Raw genomic sequence first — 15,554 nt, forward strand, 5'->3', positions numbered from 1 at the left:
GAGCCCCGTCATGAAACATACGTTCCAGGGAGCGCGTCAATAGGGCGTCCTTGAAATATTCATTTCACGGCCGTCATTCCATGGTCCGGTCGCCCGACGCCTCCTCCGCGGCCCGCATCCGCTCCTCCGCCGCCGCCCCCAGCCGCACATGCACCGCCGCCACCAGCGTCTCCACCACCGCCACCGGCGCCACGATGCTGTCGAACGGACTGGGCGCCTCGACCCGCACGGGCAGCACGACATCGGCGAACTCGGCCACGGGGGACAGCCATGGATCGGTGAACAGCACCACCCGCGCACCGCGCTCGTGCGCGAAGCGGGCGAGCTCCACCGTGTCGCGCTGATAGCGCCGGAAGTCGAAGACCACACACACCTCCCGCCGCCCGAGATCCACCCGGAAGCCGCCGTCCCCGCCGGGGGCCGGTATGTGCACCTGGGTGCCCGGCCGCAGCAGCCGCAGATGCAGATCCAGGTACTCGGCGAGCAGACGGGAGAACCGCCCGCCGAAGCTCACGATCCGCTTGGCCGGATCACAGATCAGCTCGACCGCCCGGTCGAACTCCTGCTCCGGCAGCCCGGCGAAGGTCTGGCTCAGGGCGCCCCGGCCGACCTCCGCCGCCGCCTCGACCAGGTCCGAGGTCGGTGAGCTCTCGCTGATCACCGGCCGCAGGGTCAGCGGCGAGGCGCGCCGCGCCTGCACCTCGTCCCGCAGCGACTGCTGGAAGTGCCGGTAGCCGTCGAAGCCGAGCCGGGCGACGAAGCGCACGACGGTCGGCGGGCTCACCCCCGCCCGTCCGGCCAGCCCCGACGTCGACTCCAGACCCGCCGCGGGGTAGTGCGCCAGCAGCGCACGGGCGATCTTGCGTTCCCCGGGGGACAGGGAACCCTGGACCCGCCGCAGCCGCTCGGCCACCGTCACCCCCGACTCCTGGCCCGCGCCCGCGTCCCCGCCGGCGGCCGACGGCACACCCTGCTCTCCTGGCCGACCATCCATCCGACTGCCTCTCCACTTGGTGATCACATGACACCACACGGTGCCGGGACCCCGGCAGCGCCGCGGACGGCGGCGGAAACACCGCTGTGCCGCGGCTCCGGAACGGAGGCCGCGGCACAGCGGGACGTAGGCCGGCCCGGCTCAGACCAGCAGCTCGTACGCGGGCAGCGTCAGGAACTCCGCGTAGTCCGCGTCCAGCGCCACCTTCAGCAGCAGGTCATGGGCCTGCTGCCACCGGCCCGAGGTGAAGGCCTCCTCGCCGGTCTCGGCGCGGATGGCGGCCAGTTGCTCCGCGGCGACCGTGCGCACCAGGTCCGCGGTGGCCTTCTCGCCGTTCTCGAAGACGACCCCGGCGTCCACCCACTGCCAGATCTGGGAGCGGGAGATCTCGGCGGTCGCGGCGTCCTCCATGAGGCCGAAGATGGCGACGGCGCCCAGGCCGCGCAGCCAGGCCTCGATGTAGCGGGTGCCGACCTGGACGGCGTCGATCAGGCCCTGGTAGGTGGGCTTGGCGTCCAGCGAGTCGATGGCGATGAGGTCGGCGGCCGACACGGAAACGTCCTCGCGCAGCCGGTCCTTCTGGTTCGGCTTGTCACCGAGCACCGCGTCGAAGCAGGCGCGGGCGACCGGGACCAGGTCGGGGTGGGCGACCCAGGAGCCGTCGAAGCCGTCGCCGGCCTCCCGGTCCTTGTCGTTCCTGACCTTGGCGAGCGCCTTCTCGTTGGCCTCCGGGTCGCGGCGGTTGGGGATGAAGGCCGCCATCCCGCCGATGGCGTGCGCACCGCGCTTGTGGCAGGTACGGACGAGGAGTTCGGTGTAGGCGCGCATGAACGGCGCGGTCATCGTGACCGCGTTGCGGTCCGGAAGGACGAACTTGGCGCCGCCGTCACGGAAGTTCTTGACGATGGAGAACAGGTAGTCCCAGCGGCCGGCGTTCAGCCCCGAGGCGTGCTCGCGCAGCTCGTAGAGGATCTCCTCCATCTCGTACGCGGCGGTGATGGTCTCGATGAGGACGGTGGCGCGCACCGTGCCGCGGGGGATGCCGATGTAGTCCTGGGCGAAGACGAAGATCTCGTTCCAGAGGCGGGCCTCCAGGTACGACTCGGTCTTCGGCAGGTAGAAGTACGGGCCCTTGCCGAGGTCCAGCAGACGCTTGGCGTTGTGGAAGAAGTACAGCCCGAAGTCCACCAGGGCGCCGGGCACCGGCCGCCCCTCGAACTGGAGATGACGCTCCTCAAGGTGCCAGCCGCGCGGCCGCATCACGACGGTGGCGAGCTCCTCGGCGGGCTTGAGCGCGTACGACTTGCCGGACGCCGGGTCGGTGAAGTCGATGCGGCGCTCGTAGGCGTCGATGAGGTTGAGCTGGCCGCCGATGACGTTCTGCCAGGTCGGCGCGGAGGCGTCCTCGAAGTCGGCGAGCCACACCTTGGCGCCCGAGTTGAGCGCGTTGATGGTCATCTTGCGGTCCGTGGGGCCGGTGATCTCGACCCGGCGGTCGTTGAGCGCGGCCGGGGCCTCGGCGACCGTCCAGCTGTCGTCGGCGCGGACGGCCGCGGTCTCCGGCAGGAAGTCCAGCGAGCTGGTCCGGGCGATCTCGGCGCGGCGCTCGCCCCGGCGGGCGAGCAACTCGTCACGGCGCGGGGTGAAGCGGCGGTGAAGCTCGGCGACGAAGGTGAGCGCGGCGTCGGTGAGGACCTCTCCCTGCCGTTCGGGGGTGTGCGCGGGATCGACTTCGACGATGGCCAGCGGGGACGGCGCTGGTGCGGACATGAGCTGTCACTCCATTCAGCGGCGGTGCCTGGCGGCCGCCGGGACGCCGGGCGGCACGGGGTGCCGCGGGCTCCCGAATGCGGTCGCGGGCGCCGTCTGGGTTCAGGGCGCTTCTGACCAGTGGAGACTAGTTTCCTTATCGCGGAACTTCAATGGTTTGTTGATGTCGAGATTCTCAGGCTCGACAGAAGCGGTGACCGAATGGCTCTCGGTGCCACGCCGGTCACTCTGCATTACTCCCGCCCTGCGCCGGGAGGTCGCCACCCGCCGCCCGTTCTCACTCCAGCCGGTGAAGATCCTCCGGCGTGTCGATGTCGTACGGCTCGGCGATGTCGGCGCACTCGACCAGGGTGACGGCGTCCGCATGCCGCCGGAGGTAGTCGCGCGCGCCGCGGTCGCCCTCCGCGGCCGCCGCGATGTCCGGCCAGTGGTCGGCGCCGAAGAGCACCGGGTGGCCGCGCCGCCCGTCGTACGCCGCGGAGACGAGCGAGTCGCGCCCCCGGTACGCCGCCCTCACCCGCGCCACCGCGGCGGCCCCGATGCCCGGCTGGTCCACCAGGGACACCAGCACCGCATCCGCCCCGGATTCCGCCACCGCGGCCAGCCCTGCCCGCAGCGAAGAGCCCATGCCGCGGGCCCAGTCCGGGTTCTCCGAGACGCCGTACGCCGCCAGATCGGCCCGTTCACGCACGGAAGCGGCTGCCGCGCCGAGCACGATGTGCACGGGGTGGCAGCCGCCGTTCCGCAGGGCCCGTGCGGCGTGCTCGACCAGCGGCCGTCCCCGGTGGTCGAGCAGCGCCTTGGGCCGTCCTCCCAGCCGCCGCCCGCCGCCCGCGGCGAGCAGCAGGCCGGCCACCCTCCCCTCCGGCCGCCCGGCGTGCCGCGCCCCCTCAGGGGCGTCCGGCCGGGCCCGGTCCGGCTGTTCTCGCGGGTCGCTCGGTGCTGTCGGTGCCATGGGGACTGCTTACCTCATGACGCCGTGCTCCGCGGCCCGTTGGGCCGGGACCGGCCGGGTCAGGCCGCGTCGCCGGCGGCCCGTGGCCGGGGGATGTGCGGTCGGAACCGGTCGCGCAGCTGGTGCGTGCGTTCCTCCGCGCGCCGACGCTCGGCGACATAGCGGTCTATGTGCTCCATCGTGATTTCCGACGCGTCGGACAGGCCGTACGCGCGGCAGATGAGTTGGACGACGCTGACACCATGAGGGTTCGAGCCGTTGTCGGGGCCGGAGTTGGGCTCCATGGCGTTCTCCTATCCAGTGATATGCCGGATATTTCCTTGAAAGGGAGAATGCTCCGCCGTGTCGCGCCATACGCATCGGATCGAGCGCACCCACACCAAAGGGTGGCGTGGGGAACGTATGTTCCGACGCATCATCAGGCCATTTTTGACAGTGCGTCGTAGCGCCGTCCCGGAGCCGCCCGCGCCGTCAAAACCCCTCGCGAAACGGGCCCTTCGGACAAGGCGCCGGGGCCGTCGGCCGTCGATGTGAGAGTGCGGCGCCTGGCCGGATAGGGTGCTTCCCCGTTGCGGACATCGTGGCCGACGTGCCGAAGCGGCGGGCCAATTTTCTGAGTCGGGGGACGTTGTAGTGGTGAACAGTGCGGGCGCGCCCGGAATCTTCCAGCCGTTGGAAGGCGACGATCCGCGGGCCATCGCGGGCTATCGCCTCACGGCGCGGCTCGGTTCCGGCGGGATGGGCAAGGTCTACCTCTCCTACACGCCCGGCGGCCGGCCGGTGGCCATCAAGGTGATCCGTCCCGAGTTCAGCGAGGACGCGGAGTTCCGCCGCCGGTTCAAGCAGGAGGTGCAGTCCGCGCAGCGCGTACAGGGGCTGTACACCGCGCCGGTCATCGACAGCGACGCCGAAGGCCCCAGCCCCTGGCTCGCCACCGCGTACGTTCCCGGCCCCTCGCTCGCCGCGGCGGTCGCCGAGCACGGCAAGCTGCCGGTTCCTGCCGTGCTGCTGCTGGTCGCCGGGATCGCCGAGGCGCTTCAGGTCATCCACGGCGCGGGCATCGTGCACCGCGACCTGAAGCCGTCCAATGTGCTGCTGGCCGCCGACGGCCCACGGGTCATCGACTTCGGTATCGCCCGCGCCGCCGACGCCACGTCCCTGACCAGCAGCGGCGTCACCGTCGGCACCCCCACCTTCATGGCGCCCGAGCAGGCCGCGGGCAGCACCATCAGCCCCGCCACCGACGTCTTCGCGCTCGGTCAGGTAGCCGCCTACGCGGCCATCGGCACCCCGGCGTTCGGTGAGGGCACCTCGCACGGGGTGCTCTACCGCATCGTCCACGAAGAGCCGGATCTGACCGGACTCCCCGACGAGCTGCGGGAGTTGGTGACCCGCTGCCTGTCCAAGGAGGCGTCGGACCGGCCGTCCGTCGCCGAGGTGATCGCGCTGTGCGGCGCGGCCTCCGGACAGACGCAGCTGCGCCGCCCCGAGGAGTGGCTGCCCACCGCCGTCGCCGCCGACATCACCACCCGGGCCGCCGCCCCCGCGCCCGCGCAGACGCCGCCGCCTCCGCTGGAGGCGCCCACCACGGGCGCCCCGGCCCAGCCGTCGAACCCGCCGGCCGCGTCGCCCGTTCCGCCCGCACAGCCGCCGGCCGCGCCCGCACCGGTGCCGACCGAGCTGAGCCATCCGCAGACCCCGCCGCCCGGGTTCGGCCCGGCGGCCTACGCCCCGACCGCCGCCGGAGCCGGTGCGCCGACGGTCACCGGACGGGCGGGCCCGGCCCCGACGGCCTCCGGACCTTTGACGACCGGCGCGACGGGCCCGGGCCCGACCGCCATGCCCTCCGCCCCGCAGCCGCCGAAGAAGAAGCGCTCGGGGCTGATCGCGACCCTGGTGCTGGTCTGCCTGCTGGTGTTCGCGGGCGCCGGCGGTGCCGCCGTCTACTTCGTGATGAAGGGCGACTCGGCCCGGAAGGGCAGCCAGGCCGGCGCCGACAGCAAGGCGGCGCACAAGGACTCGGCGCCCTCCACGGACCCGACCGCGAACCCCGCTGACGGCGGGAGCGACGCCCCGGTGCAGGACCCGAAGCCGGTCGACTACAAGACCATCAACCTGCCCGACGAGTACCACATCTCGCTGTCCGACGAGCCGGTCCACCCGTCCAACTCCGACAGCGACACGGACATCGACTTCTCGTACACGGACAACCCCTACACGGACGACGAGATCGACACCGAGACCGGCAAGCTGGTGCTGCTCAAGCCCGGCCAGGAAGGCACCCTCGCCACCTGCCGCAACGAGACCCGGTTCACCGACAGCATCCTGACCAAGCAGCTCTCCAAGGGCGCCCAGATGTGCCTCACCACCAAGTACGGCCACGTCGCGCTGCTCACCTTCAAGGGCTACGCGCCGAAGACGGACCCCAGCAGCTACATGACCATCGACGCCCGCGTGTGGCGCAACGCGGTGGAGCCCGAACAGGATTCCTGAGGGCTGGGGTGGCTGCTCTCGGCCGCCTCGCCGCCGCCTCGCGGCGCCCTCCCCGCCGTCTCACGGCCCCTGCCCCACCGCCTCCCCGCCCCCTCCCCCACCCCGTCAGGGGTGGGCACCCTCGTCACTACACCCGCCCACCCCCCGAAGGGGGGTGGGCGGCGGGGAAAAACACATAAGGAACGGTCAGCCTCTGGCCAAAGCAACCGGATTCACCGAGTGATCCGTTTTTTTCGCTCTCCGTATGGCGCGATGAGCACAGAGTGGCGTTAACTGGCCCGCACTACGGAACGGGCAACGGCTATGGAGGACGCCGTCGTTGTGGAACAGCTGGAGAAGGAAAGACGAGTGACCGGGGTCGAGGGCGATCCTCGCGTCCAGGAATTGCGCGGGGCGGTGGCCCGGCTACGACGTCAACTTGCCGTACTCCCCGGGGAGTTACCGGACCGGGTGGCCGCCGATGACGAGCTGGCCGCATTGGACGCGATGGTGAGCCACGGGCTGCCCGAGGTGCCCCGGCTGCGCCGTTCGCTGCTGCTGATCGCCGGGGCGGTCGGATCGGTGAGCGCGCTGTCGCCCGCGCTGGCGGAGGTGCGCGAGGGCATCGACCGCTTCGGCCAGCTGCCGCGCGCCCGCTGATCGCCACCGCACGCCCCGCCCCGGAGCCCGGCGCACGCCGGTGCCCCAGCTTTGCTCACGGACCGACAGCGTGCGCCGCGGCAGCCGCGCGGACCGCCCTCGTACGCCCCGCCCTGGATCGCCGGACCTCGTGCGCCCCGCCCCATCGGCGGCGCTCCGGCAGGCGGGAGCTGCCGGTCTGCCCCCGCTACCCCGGTGTCTGATTCGCGAGCGCCACCGACAGCTGGGCCGCGACGTCCTGCAGCACCGGCACGATTTTGTCCGTCGCCGCCTCGGTCACCCGGCCGGTCGGGCCGGAGATGGAGATCGCCGCCGAGGTGGGGGAGTTGGGCACCGGCACCGCCAGGCAGCGGACGCCGATCTCCTGCTCGTTGTCGTCGACCGCGTAGCCCACGCGGCGGACCTCGGCGAGGGCTTCGAGGAAGCGGTCCGGGTCGGTGATCGTCTTCTCGGTCGCGGCGGGCATGCCCGTACGGCCGAGCAGCGCGCGGACCTCCTCGGGCGCGTGGTCGGACAGCAGGGCCTTGCCCACGCCGGTGGAGTGCGGCAGCACCCGGCGCCCGACCTCGGTGAACATCCGTACCGCGTGCCGGGACGGGACCTGGGCGACATAGACGATCTCGTCGCCGTCGAGCAGCGCCATGTTGGCGGTCTCACCGGTCTCCTCGACCAGCCGGGCCAGGAACGGCCGGGCCCACGTGCCCAGCAGGCGTGAGGCGCTCTCGCCGAGCCGGATCAGCCGGGGGCCCAGCGCATAGCGGCGGTTGGGCTGTTGGCGGACGTAGCCGCAGGCGACGAGGGTGCGCATCAGGCGGTGGATGGTGGGGAGCGGCAGCCCGCTGCTGTTGGAGAGCTCGCTCAGGCCGACCTCGCCGCCGGCGTCGGCCATCCGCTCCAGCAGGTCGAAGGCGCGCTCAAGGGACTGGACGCCGCCGCTGGCGCCTGGCTTGGCTTCGGCGGCGGAGGTGCTGGCGCTGGACGGCGGCACGGAGCGTTCCTTTCGGGGCGGGGCAGACCGGTCTCGGCCGGGACATGCGGGCGCCGGGCCCGACCGCAGCAGCCTACCGGTCCGTTTCCCTTGATACACGGACTCTCGCACACTCGTTCGTGCCGGTCAGGCCCGCTCTGTCTCACGGAGTGAGTCACCGGGCGGACGCCTAGACGCGATCCCTTGACGGTGCCAGTGGCCGTAGCTACGTTCTGCTGCGCGAAACATACTGTCCATTCTGTGGAATCCTCCAAATCGCTGGAGCGTCATGCGCATTCTCGTCATGAACCCGAACACCACGGCTTCCATGACCGCGTCGATCCGCGCCACCGCCACCGCGGCCGCCGCCCCGGGCACCGAGATCATCGCCACCGAACCCCTGTGGGGCCCGGAGTCGATCGAGGGCCACTTCGAGGGCTATCTCAGCGCCGCGGCCGTCCTGGACCGCCTCGCCACCCTCGACCTGTCCTTTGACGCGCTGGTCATGGCCGGTTTCGGTGAACCGGGCCGGGAGGGTGCCCAGGAACTGCTGGACGTCCCCGTCCTGGACATCACCGAGAGCGCCGCCCAAATGGCGATGATGCTCGGCCACGCGTACGGCATCGTCACCACCCTCGACCGTGCCGTACCGCAGATCCGGGACCGGCTGCTGACCGCTGGTCTGCTGCAGCGCTGCGCCGCGGTCCGGGGCACCGGGCTCGGCGTGCTGGAGCTGGAGCGGGACGCGCAGCGCACCGTCGAGGTGATCATCGACACCGCCCGGGACGTCGTACGGGCCGGCGCCGAGGTGATCTGTCTGGGCTGCGGCGGAATGGCCGGGCTCCAGGAGAAGGTCGCCGCGGAGCTGGGGGTGCCGGTGGTCGACGGCGTCGCCGCCGCCGTGAAGTTCGCGGAGTCGGTCATCGGTCTCGGGCTGACCACCAGTACGGGACGCAGCTTCGCCCCGCCCCGCCCGAAAGCCATCGGCTCCTGGCCGCTGAGCACCCACCTGTCCCTGGGGCGCGCTCAGGGCTCCCCGCGGAGCACCGCAATTTCTCCACAGACGTCAGACATCTGACAGCTGGCAAATGATTCACTGAGCACCACGCCACCCGCCCGGGAGGACCCGTGACCACACCCCCGAAGCCCCCGCAGCCGGACCCGCGCCTCTTCAACGAGGACCTCGCGCCGGCCCCCGCGCGCAAATGGGGCACGTACAGCATCTTCGCGCTCTGGATGTCCGACACCCACGCGATCAGCAATTACGCCTTCGCCTCCAGCCTGTTCGTGCTGGGCCTGCCGGCCTGGGAGGTGTTCGTCGCGCTGCTGGCCGGCATCTCCATCGTCCACTGGCTGATGAACCGCATGGGGCACGCCGGGCACCGGACCGGAGTGCCCTACCCGGTGCTGGCCCGTGCGAGCTGGGGTGTCTACGGCGCCAACATCCCCGCACTGCTGCGCGCGGTCATGGCGGTGGCCTGGTACGGCATCCAGACATGGCTGGCCTCGACCGCCGTGGTCCTGCTGACCCTGCAACTCGCGCCGGGCCTGGACGCCTGCAACCACAACTCCGTGCTGGGGCTGTCCACCCTGGGCTGGACCGCGTTCCTGGTGATGTGGGGGCTGCAGGCCGTTCTGCTGACCCGCGGGATGGAGTTCATCCGCAAGGTCCAGGACTTCGCGACCGGCCCGGTGGTCTGGCTCGTGGTGCTGGTGCTCGCGGTGTACCTGGTCGTCAAGGCCGGTGGTGACATCTCGCTGACCCGCAGTCTCACCGGCCTCAGCGGTTCCGCGCAGCTCCGGCAGAGCCTCATCGCGGTCAGCCTGACCGTGGCGACCTTCCTGACCCTGGTCCTCAACTACGCGGACTTCGCCCGCTTCACGCCCGACCACCGCTCCTACCGGCGCGGCAATCTGCTCGGGCTGCCGATCAACTTCACCGCCTTCGCGATGGTCGCCGTACTGGTCACCGCGGGCACCATCTCGGTATTCGGGGAGGCGATCTACGATCCGGTGAAGGTGATCCAGAAGATCGACAACCCGGTGGTCACCGTCATCGGCGCGCTGGCCTTCATCGTCGCCACCATCGGCATCAATGTCGTCGCCAACTTCGTCTCGCCCGCCTACGACTTCGCCAACCTCGTGCCGAAGTACCTGAACTTCAAGCGCGGCGGCATGATCACCGCGGTGCTCTCCATCGTCGTCATGCCCTGGAAGCTCTACTCCTCGGCGCTGGTGATCCAGTACTTCCTGGGGGCCCTCGGTGCCTTCCTCGGGCCGTTGGTGGCGATTCTGCTCGTCGACTACTACCTGGTGCGCCGGGGCCGGATCGATGTCGACGCACTGTTCTCGGCCGATGCCCGGGGCGCGTACTTCTACCGCCGGGGCTGCAACCCGAAGGCCGTGGCCGCCTTCCTGCCGTCCGCCGCGGTCTCCGCCGTGCTCGCTCTGGTCCCGGCCTTCGATGTGGTGGCGCCGTTCTCCTGGGTCTTCGGAATGGGGCTCGCCGGCGGGCTCTACCTCCTGGTGGCGGGCCGCGACCGGTCCGCGGCGGGTGCCGCCCCGCTCCCGGACGGGATCATCCCGTCGCAGGTCAGCACCGCTGTGGCGGGGGAGCCGGCGAGGCCCGAGGAGGCCGGGGCGGTGGTTGTGCCGATGCCGGCCGAAGGGTCTTGACGGGCCGGGGTCCGGAGTGAAGACTCGTTCAACAGATTGTTGAATCAAGGGTCGCGTTCCGGCGTACGGGGCGCGCCCCGGAGGGCACGGCCGCCTCGGTGGCCGTGCACCCCGCCTGCCCGCACGCCACGATGAGAACAGCCACGAGGAGGGGACCGGGTGTCCGAAACAGAGCTGGTGCTGCGCTCCAGGCGCGTCGTCACCCCACAGGGCACACGCGCCGCGTCCGTCGTCGTCAAGGACGGCAGGATCGCCGCGCTGCTGCCGTACGACGCCCCGGCTCCGGCCGGAGCACGGGTCGAGGACTGCGGCGGCGACGCCCTGCTGCCCGGCCTCGTCGACACCCACGTCCACGTCAACGACCCCGGCCGTACCGAGTGGGAGGGCTTCTGGACCGCCACCCGCGCGGCCGCGGCCGGCGGGATCACCACCCTCGTGGACATGCCGCTCAACAGCCTCCCGCCCACCACCACGGCCGCTCACCTCGACACCAAGCGCGCGGTCGCCCGCAGCAAGGCGCATATCGACGTCGGCTTCTGGGGCGGCGCCATTCCCGGCAACGTCAAGGACCTGCGCCCGCTGCACGACGCCGGGGTCTTCGGCTTCAAGTGCTTTCTGTCGCCCTCCGGCGTGGACGAGTTCCCCGAGGTCGACCAGGAGCAACTGGCCGCCGCCCTCGGCGAGATCGCCGGCTTCGACGGCCTGCTGATCGTGCACGCCGAGGACCCGGGCCACCTGGACGCGGCGCCCGAGCCGCACGGCCCCAAGTACGCCGACTTCCTCGCCTCCCGCCCGCGCATCTCCGAGAACGACGCCATCGCCGGGCTGATCGTGCTCGCCCAGCGGCTCGACGCGCGGGTCCACGTCCTGCATCTGTCCTCCAGCGACGCACTGCCGCTGATCGCCGCCGCCAAGCGCGAGGGTGTCCGGATCACCGTCGAGTCGTGCCCGCACTTCCTGACCCTGACCGCTGAAGAAATCCCGGACGGCGCAACGGAGTTCAAGTGCTGCCCGCCGATCCGTGAGGCCGCCAACCAGGACGCGCTGTGGGAGGGCCTGGCCGACGGCACCATCGACTGCATCGTCTCCGATCACTCACCGTCCACCGCCGACCTCAAGACCGCGGACTTCGGCGCGGCCTGGGGCGGTATCTCCTCCCTCCAGCTCGGGCTGCCCGCCATCTGGACCGAGGCCCGCGAGCGCGGCCACACCCTCGACGACGTGGTGCGCTGGATGGCCACCGCACCGGCGGCCCTGGTCGGCCTCGACCGGAAGGGCGCCATCGAGCCCGGCCGGGACGCGGACTTCACCGTCCTCGCCCCCGAGGAGACCTTCACCGTCGACCCCCAGGCCCTCCAGCACCGCAACAAGATCACCGCCTACGCCGGAAAGACCCTGCACGGCGTCGTACGGTCCACCTGGCTGCGCGGCCGCCGGATCAACGACGGGACGACCCTGGCCGAGCCGAGCGGGGAGCTGCTCGAAAGGCCGGATCGCGGCTGACTGCCGCTGGGCGGCGGGGCGGGCCCGGGGCAGGGCCCGCCCGCGGCCCCCTCAGTCCGCGACGGAGTCCCAGAACATCAGCTCGTACGCCTGCAGGAGACGGCCGTAGCGGTGCGCCGTGGCCGGTCGTGCCTGGCCGGTGTCGAGGCCGTGCTGCACCGCCTGGCGCGCCTTCTCCTCGACGGCCGGCGCCGGTTCGGCGAAGAACCCGAAGAAGTCGCGAGCCGGCTCCGGGAAGCCGTAGTGGTCGCGCATCGCCGCCGCGACGATGGCGCAATAGCCGCCCCAGGCCGCGAAGTTGGCGGTCAGCGCGATCGCCACGTCGGCCGGCTCACCGCTGAGCGCGAGCCGTGCCGCATAGGACGGGTACGCCTGACAGCCGGGCCGCGGCTGGTACTCCGTGATCTCCCGCGCGGTCAGCTCACAGGCCTCCGCCAGCCCGGCCAGCTGCTTCAGCGCCAGCGCCTCGCCCTGGGCGAGCAGATCGAAGAACTCGGCGACGGGCGGGTCGCCGTCCGCCCGTCGCGCCAGATGCCGGAAGCTGAGGCGGTCGGCGGCGATCACCAGGTGCTGTTCGAGGGCGAAGGTGGCGAACACGGAGCGCGGTGCCGCACCCGCCTCGATCTGCGAGACCAGCCGGTTGGCGGCGGAGTCCGGGGTGAGCGCGCGGACCGCGTCGTCCAGCACGGCGGCCGCGGTCGGACGAGGGACATCGGGAGCGGTTCGGGCCATGAGTCGGTCTCCTCCGGGGCGAGGGCGGCGGCCAGCACCTCAGATTAGGGCGCGGAACGGCCGCCGCGGGGGAGATGACGCGACGCCATTGGGCCAACCGAAAGCCGTCGCAACCGGGGGCCGGCCGGCCCGTATCGCGCGGCCTTCCGCCCGGTGCACCACCGTCGCTCAGCGCACGCCACCACCTCACCGCGCCTCAGCCCCTCACCGCACCACCACCTCATTGACCGCAGGCGCCACCGCTCCGCCCCGCCACGCCAACCGGACCCCCTCGACCGGTCCGCCGCCCACCGCGAGCCGTGTACAGGCACCGGACAGTACGCCGGGCGAGTGCCAGACGCCGCCCGTGCGGACCTCGACCGTCGCCGCCCCATCCGGTGCGCCCTGCGGCCGCAGCACGACCACGGAGTGCGCGGTACGGAGCAGGGCATCGGGCGTGAATGACAGCGTCTCGCCGGGCTCTGCCGCCCGCGCCGCGCCATAGACGGTCGCCGGATCACCGTCCGCCGCCGACCGCAGCGCACCGCCCTCCGCCGCGGGCGGGCCACCGGCCACCGTCGCCGTACCCGCCCCGGCCACCGCGAACTCCCGCACCACCAGCCAGTGCTCCTGCGCCTGCGTGGCCCGCGCGCGGACGTACCGGGCCCGCGCCCCGGCCGGCGGCCCGGCGCGTACCTCGGCCGTCCCGTCGAACGAGGTCAGCCGCTGCCGGCTCTTGCCGTCCGACGAATACTCCAGGACGCCGTGCCGCAGAGAGTCGTCCGGGCTGCCGCTCTTGCCCATCGCCAGGGTGACCGCGCCCAGCGGTCGCTCGGCCCGCAGATCCAGCGCCACGAAGGAACCGTCCTCCCTTCGGTCCTCCTCGGTGCCGCGAGGTTCCGGAACGGGATTCGTGCGACCTCTTCGCGCCAGCAGGCACCCGGCCACCGCACCGGGGCAATGGACTTTCGGGCCGGAGGGATGGACGTTGCCACCCCGCGGAGCACCCCCGGGCCGCCCCTACCGGGAATTCGCGGCGATCACCACAAGGCTCATCATCGCCAGCAGTACATGCGTCGCGATGACATAGATGAACACCCGCACATACAGCCCGCGCGGTGGCTTGTTCTCGACGTACTTCCGCGGGGACCCCGCCCCGGAAAGCGGTCCCGGTGACGGGGGATCGGCAGGAACGGCAGGAATGGTCTGGTCGGGCACGACGGTGAGTCCTTCCCTCAAGAACGGTGCCGCGGGCTCACAGCCCGCGGCGCCTGATGTCGTCGCCGCCGAGGCACAGTTCGGCGGCCCCGCTCTGCAGCAGTGTGTGGACGAACAGCAGCTCCACCCCGCCCGGCGAGGCGGCGGCGATACGGTGCGGCGTCAGCGAGTCGAAGTGCGCCGCGTCCCCCGGCTCCAGTACCTGCACCGCCGCACCGAGCGTCAGCCGCAACCGCCCCTCAAGGACGTACAGCCACTCCTCGCCCGGATGGACCCGCACCAGATCCCCCTGCGACCGCTGCGGCACCCGCACCCGCAGCGCCTGCATCGCCCGCCCGGCGCCGCCCACGGCCCAGTAGGTCCAGCCACCGGCCTCCGACGCCTCCGCCCGCCCGGCCCGCACGATCGGGTCCCGCTCCGGAGCGGTCTCCCCGAGCAGGTCGGATACCGTGGTGCCGTACGTACGGGCCAGCGCCAGCAGCATCGGCAGCGAAGGCTGGCGCCGCCCGGTCTCCAGCCGCGACAGATGCGCCGGCGACAGCCCCACCAGCCGGGCCGCCGTCTCCAGCGTGAGACCACTGCGTCGCCGCAGGTCACGCAGCCGCGGCGCAACGGTGAACAGCTCATCCGGCGCCACGCCGGTGGGCTCGTCGGGGAGCTCGGTCATATCCCCGGTATAACGACCTTTCGCCCATGGGGCAAAAGATTTGCCTCTGAGGCAAAAGCTGCCCTCCGCTGCCGCTCGGCCCGGACGTGGCAGGGGAGATCGATCGGCCGTTCCGGGCCGGGTGTTGGACCGGTGCGCGGCGCGCGTAGCCCTCGATCGAGAGGTCGGGATATGCGGAAATGTGCGGGAGTTGTGGGGCGGCCTTGTGAACTCCCGGAAAACTTCCCGAGGTTGGGATTGACAGGATCATGTCTACACGCGTCATGCTGGGCGGCATGAGAATCCCCCCACGGATCACCAAGTTCGGCGCCGTTGGCGCCCTCGCTTCGGCCCTTCTCATCGGTGGGACCACGGTCTCCGCCACCCCTGCCGTCGCCACGACGCACCAGGCCGCCTCGTACGCCGCGCCGGCGCATGTCGCGTCCGTGCACGTGCAGGACGTCGGCAAGGTCTGCTACTCCAAGCTGCCTTCGCAGGCCCACGACACCCTCGATCTGATCGAGAAGGGCGGGCCCTACCCGTATCCCAAGGACGGCACGGTCTTTGACAACCGGGAGGGCATCCTTCCGTCCCAGAGCGCCGACTACTACCACGAGTACACCGTCGTCACTCCGGGCTCGCCCGATCGCGGTGCGCGACGCATCGTGACCGGCGAGAAGAAGCAAGAGGACTACTACACCGCCGACCACTACAAGACGTTCGACCTCGTCGACCGGGGCTGCTGAAGCCGGCGGAACGACGGGCGGGCGGCCGGCGGGCCGAGTGGCCGGCCGGGCGTCAGGGCAACGAACAGAGCAACGGGCAGAGCAACAGGCTGGACAACAGAACAGTCAGGGTGGCGGGCCGGCTGGGCCCGTGGCCCGGAACCCGCGGCGGGGGGGGGGGGGGGGGGGCCCCCCCCCCCCCCCCGGGGGGGGGGGGGGGGGTGGGGCCGCCGGGGGGGGGGGGCGGGGGGGCCCCC

The 15,554-nt window shown here is 71.8% G+C and carries 15 protein-coding genes; 6 read left to right on the forward strand and 9 right to left on the reverse strand.

Going from position 1 to position 15,554, the window contains the following annotated elements; genetic code table 11:
* Positions 1 to 73 precede the first annotated feature (73 nt).
* The 4 genes from ACFW5B_RS32780 to ACFW5B_RS32795 all read right to left on the reverse strand — a co-directional run bounded on the left by ACFW5B_RS32780 (position 74) and on the right by ACFW5B_RS32795 (position 4,003).
* Positions 74 to 967 (reverse strand): MurR/RpiR family transcriptional regulator, encoded by an 894-nt coding sequence (locus tag ACFW5B_RS32780; protein WP_386447849.1) that lies wholly within the window; start codon positions 965 to 967, stop codon positions 74 to 76.
* A 168-nt stretch (positions 968 to 1,135) separates the two neighbouring features.
* Positions 1,136 to 2,764 (reverse strand): malate synthase A, encoded by a 1,629-nt coding sequence (gene aceB / locus ACFW5B_RS32785; RefSeq protein ID WP_386447852.1) that lies wholly within the window; start codon positions 2,762 to 2,764, stop codon positions 1,136 to 1,138.
* Between the two features lie 277 nt (positions 2,765 to 3,041).
* Positions 3,042 to 3,620, reverse strand: a complete 579-nt coding sequence (locus tag ACFW5B_RS32790; protein ID WP_386447895.1) for an NTP transferase domain-containing protein — start codon at positions 3,618 to 3,620, stop codon at positions 3,042 to 3,044.
* Positions 3,621 to 3,778: 158 nt separating this feature from the next.
* Complete coding sequence (locus ACFW5B_RS32795; RefSeq protein WP_386447854.1) at positions 3,779 to 4,003, reverse strand: hypothetical protein; 225 nt, start codon at positions 4,001 to 4,003, stop codon at positions 3,779 to 3,781.
* A gap of 349 nt (positions 4,004 to 4,352) precedes the next feature.
* On the opposite strand from ACFW5B_RS32795, the gene ACFW5B_RS32800 reads away from it, so the two are divergent.
* Positions 4,353 to 6,212 (forward strand): protein kinase, encoded by a 1,860-nt coding sequence (locus tag ACFW5B_RS32800; RefSeq protein WP_386447857.1) that lies wholly within the window; start codon positions 4,353 to 4,355, stop codon positions 6,210 to 6,212.
* A 348-nt stretch (positions 6,213 to 6,560) separates the two neighbouring features.
* Positions 6,561 to 6,851, forward strand: a complete 291-nt coding sequence (locus ACFW5B_RS32805) for a DUF5955 family protein (RefSeq protein WP_386447860.1) — start codon at positions 6,561 to 6,563, stop codon at positions 6,849 to 6,851.
* Positions 6,852 to 7,038: 187 nt separating this feature from the next.
* On the opposite strand, the gene ACFW5B_RS32810 is transcribed toward ACFW5B_RS32805, so the two are convergent.
* Positions 7,039 to 7,839 (reverse strand): IclR family transcriptional regulator, encoded by an 801-nt coding sequence (locus ACFW5B_RS32810; protein ID WP_386447863.1) that lies wholly within the window; start codon positions 7,837 to 7,839, stop codon positions 7,039 to 7,041.
* A gap of 268 nt (positions 7,840 to 8,107) precedes the next feature.
* On the opposite strand from ACFW5B_RS32810, the gene ACFW5B_RS32815 reads away from it, so the two are divergent.
* The 3 genes from ACFW5B_RS32815 (at position 8,108) to allB (ending at position 11,997) form a co-directional block, all read left to right on the forward strand.
* The gene (locus tag ACFW5B_RS32815; protein WP_386447866.1) at positions 8,108 to 8,896 is read left to right on the forward strand and encodes an aspartate/glutamate racemase family protein; all 789 of its coding nucleotides are present in this window, start codon (positions 8,108 to 8,110) and stop codon (positions 8,894 to 8,896) included.
* 50 nt (positions 8,897 to 8,946) lie between these two features.
* The gene (locus tag ACFW5B_RS32820; protein WP_386447869.1) at positions 8,947 to 10,494 is read left to right on the forward strand and encodes an NCS1 family nucleobase:cation symporter-1; all 1,548 of its coding nucleotides are present in this window, start codon (positions 8,947 to 8,949) and stop codon (positions 10,492 to 10,494) included.
* Between the two features lie 159 nt (positions 10,495 to 10,653).
* Positions 10,654 to 11,997, forward strand: coding sequence for an allantoinase AllB (gene allB, locus ACFW5B_RS32825; protein ID WP_386447871.1), 1,344 nt, complete (start codon positions 10,654 to 10,656; stop codon positions 11,995 to 11,997).
* Positions 11,998 to 12,048: 51 nt separating this feature from the next.
* Here allB and ACFW5B_RS32830 read toward each other — a convergent pair whose 3' ends face one another.
* The 4 genes from ACFW5B_RS32830 to ACFW5B_RS32845 form a co-directional block, all read right to left on the reverse strand.
* On the reverse strand, positions 12,049 to 12,729 hold the full coding sequence (locus ACFW5B_RS32830; RefSeq protein ID WP_386447874.1) for a transcriptional regulator: 681 nt from the start codon (positions 12,727 to 12,729) through the stop codon (positions 12,049 to 12,051).
* A 204-nt stretch (positions 12,730 to 12,933) separates the two neighbouring features.
* A complete protein-coding gene (locus ACFW5B_RS32835) occupies positions 12,934 to 13,563 on the reverse strand; it encodes a hypothetical protein (RefSeq protein ID WP_386447877.1) in 630 nt (209 codons plus the stop codon).
* A gap of 165 nt (positions 13,564 to 13,728) precedes the next feature.
* The gene (locus ACFW5B_RS32840; protein ID WP_386447880.1) at positions 13,729 to 13,926 is read right to left on the reverse strand and encodes a DUF6126 family protein; all 198 of its coding nucleotides are present in this window, start codon (positions 13,924 to 13,926) and stop codon (positions 13,729 to 13,731) included.
* Between the two features lie 37 nt (positions 13,927 to 13,963).
* Positions 13,964 to 14,593 carry a helix-turn-helix domain-containing protein gene (locus tag ACFW5B_RS32845; RefSeq protein WP_386447883.1) on the reverse strand — a complete coding sequence of 210 codons (630 nt, stop codon included), beginning with the start codon at positions 14,591 to 14,593 and terminating at the stop codon, positions 13,964 to 13,966.
* Positions 14,594 to 14,868: 275 nt separating this feature from the next.
* On the opposite strand from ACFW5B_RS32845, the gene ACFW5B_RS32850 reads away from it, so the two are divergent.
* Positions 14,869 to 15,318 (forward strand): ribonuclease domain-containing protein, encoded by a 450-nt coding sequence (locus ACFW5B_RS32850; RefSeq protein ID WP_386447886.1) that lies wholly within the window; start codon positions 14,869 to 14,871, stop codon positions 15,316 to 15,318.
* Positions 15,319 to 15,554: the final 236 nt, after the last annotated feature.

The organism is Streptomyces sp. NPDC058773 (assembly GCF_042746015.1).
Lineage (GTDB): Bacteria > Actinomycetota > Actinomycetes > Streptomycetales > Streptomycetaceae > Streptomyces.

Excerpts from the sequence above, each read along its gene's own strand:
- ACFW5B_RS32795 (WP_386447854.1), bottom strand. The coding sequence starts at position 4,003 with ATGGAGCCCAACTCCGGCCCCGACAACGGCTCGAACCCTCATGGTGTC.
- ACFW5B_RS32850 (WP_386447886.1), top strand. The coding sequence starts at position 14,869 with ATGAGAATCCCCCCACGGATCACCAAGTTCGGCGCCGTTGGCGCCCTC.
- ACFW5B_RS32830 (WP_386447874.1), bottom strand. The coding sequence starts at position 12,729 with ATGGCCCGAACCGCTCCCGATGTCCCTCGTCCGACCGCGGCCGCCGTG.
- ACFW5B_RS32845 (WP_386447883.1), bottom strand. The coding sequence starts at position 14,593 with ATGACCGAGCTCCCCGACGAGCCCACCGGCGTGGCGCCGGATGAGCTG.
- aceB (WP_386447852.1), bottom strand. The coding sequence starts at position 2,764 with ATGTCCGCACCAGCGCCGTCCCCGCTGGCCATCGTCGAAGTCGATCCC.
- ACFW5B_RS32815 (WP_386447866.1), top strand. The coding sequence starts at position 8,108 with ATGCGCATTCTCGTCATGAACCCGAACACCACGGCTTCCATGACCGCG.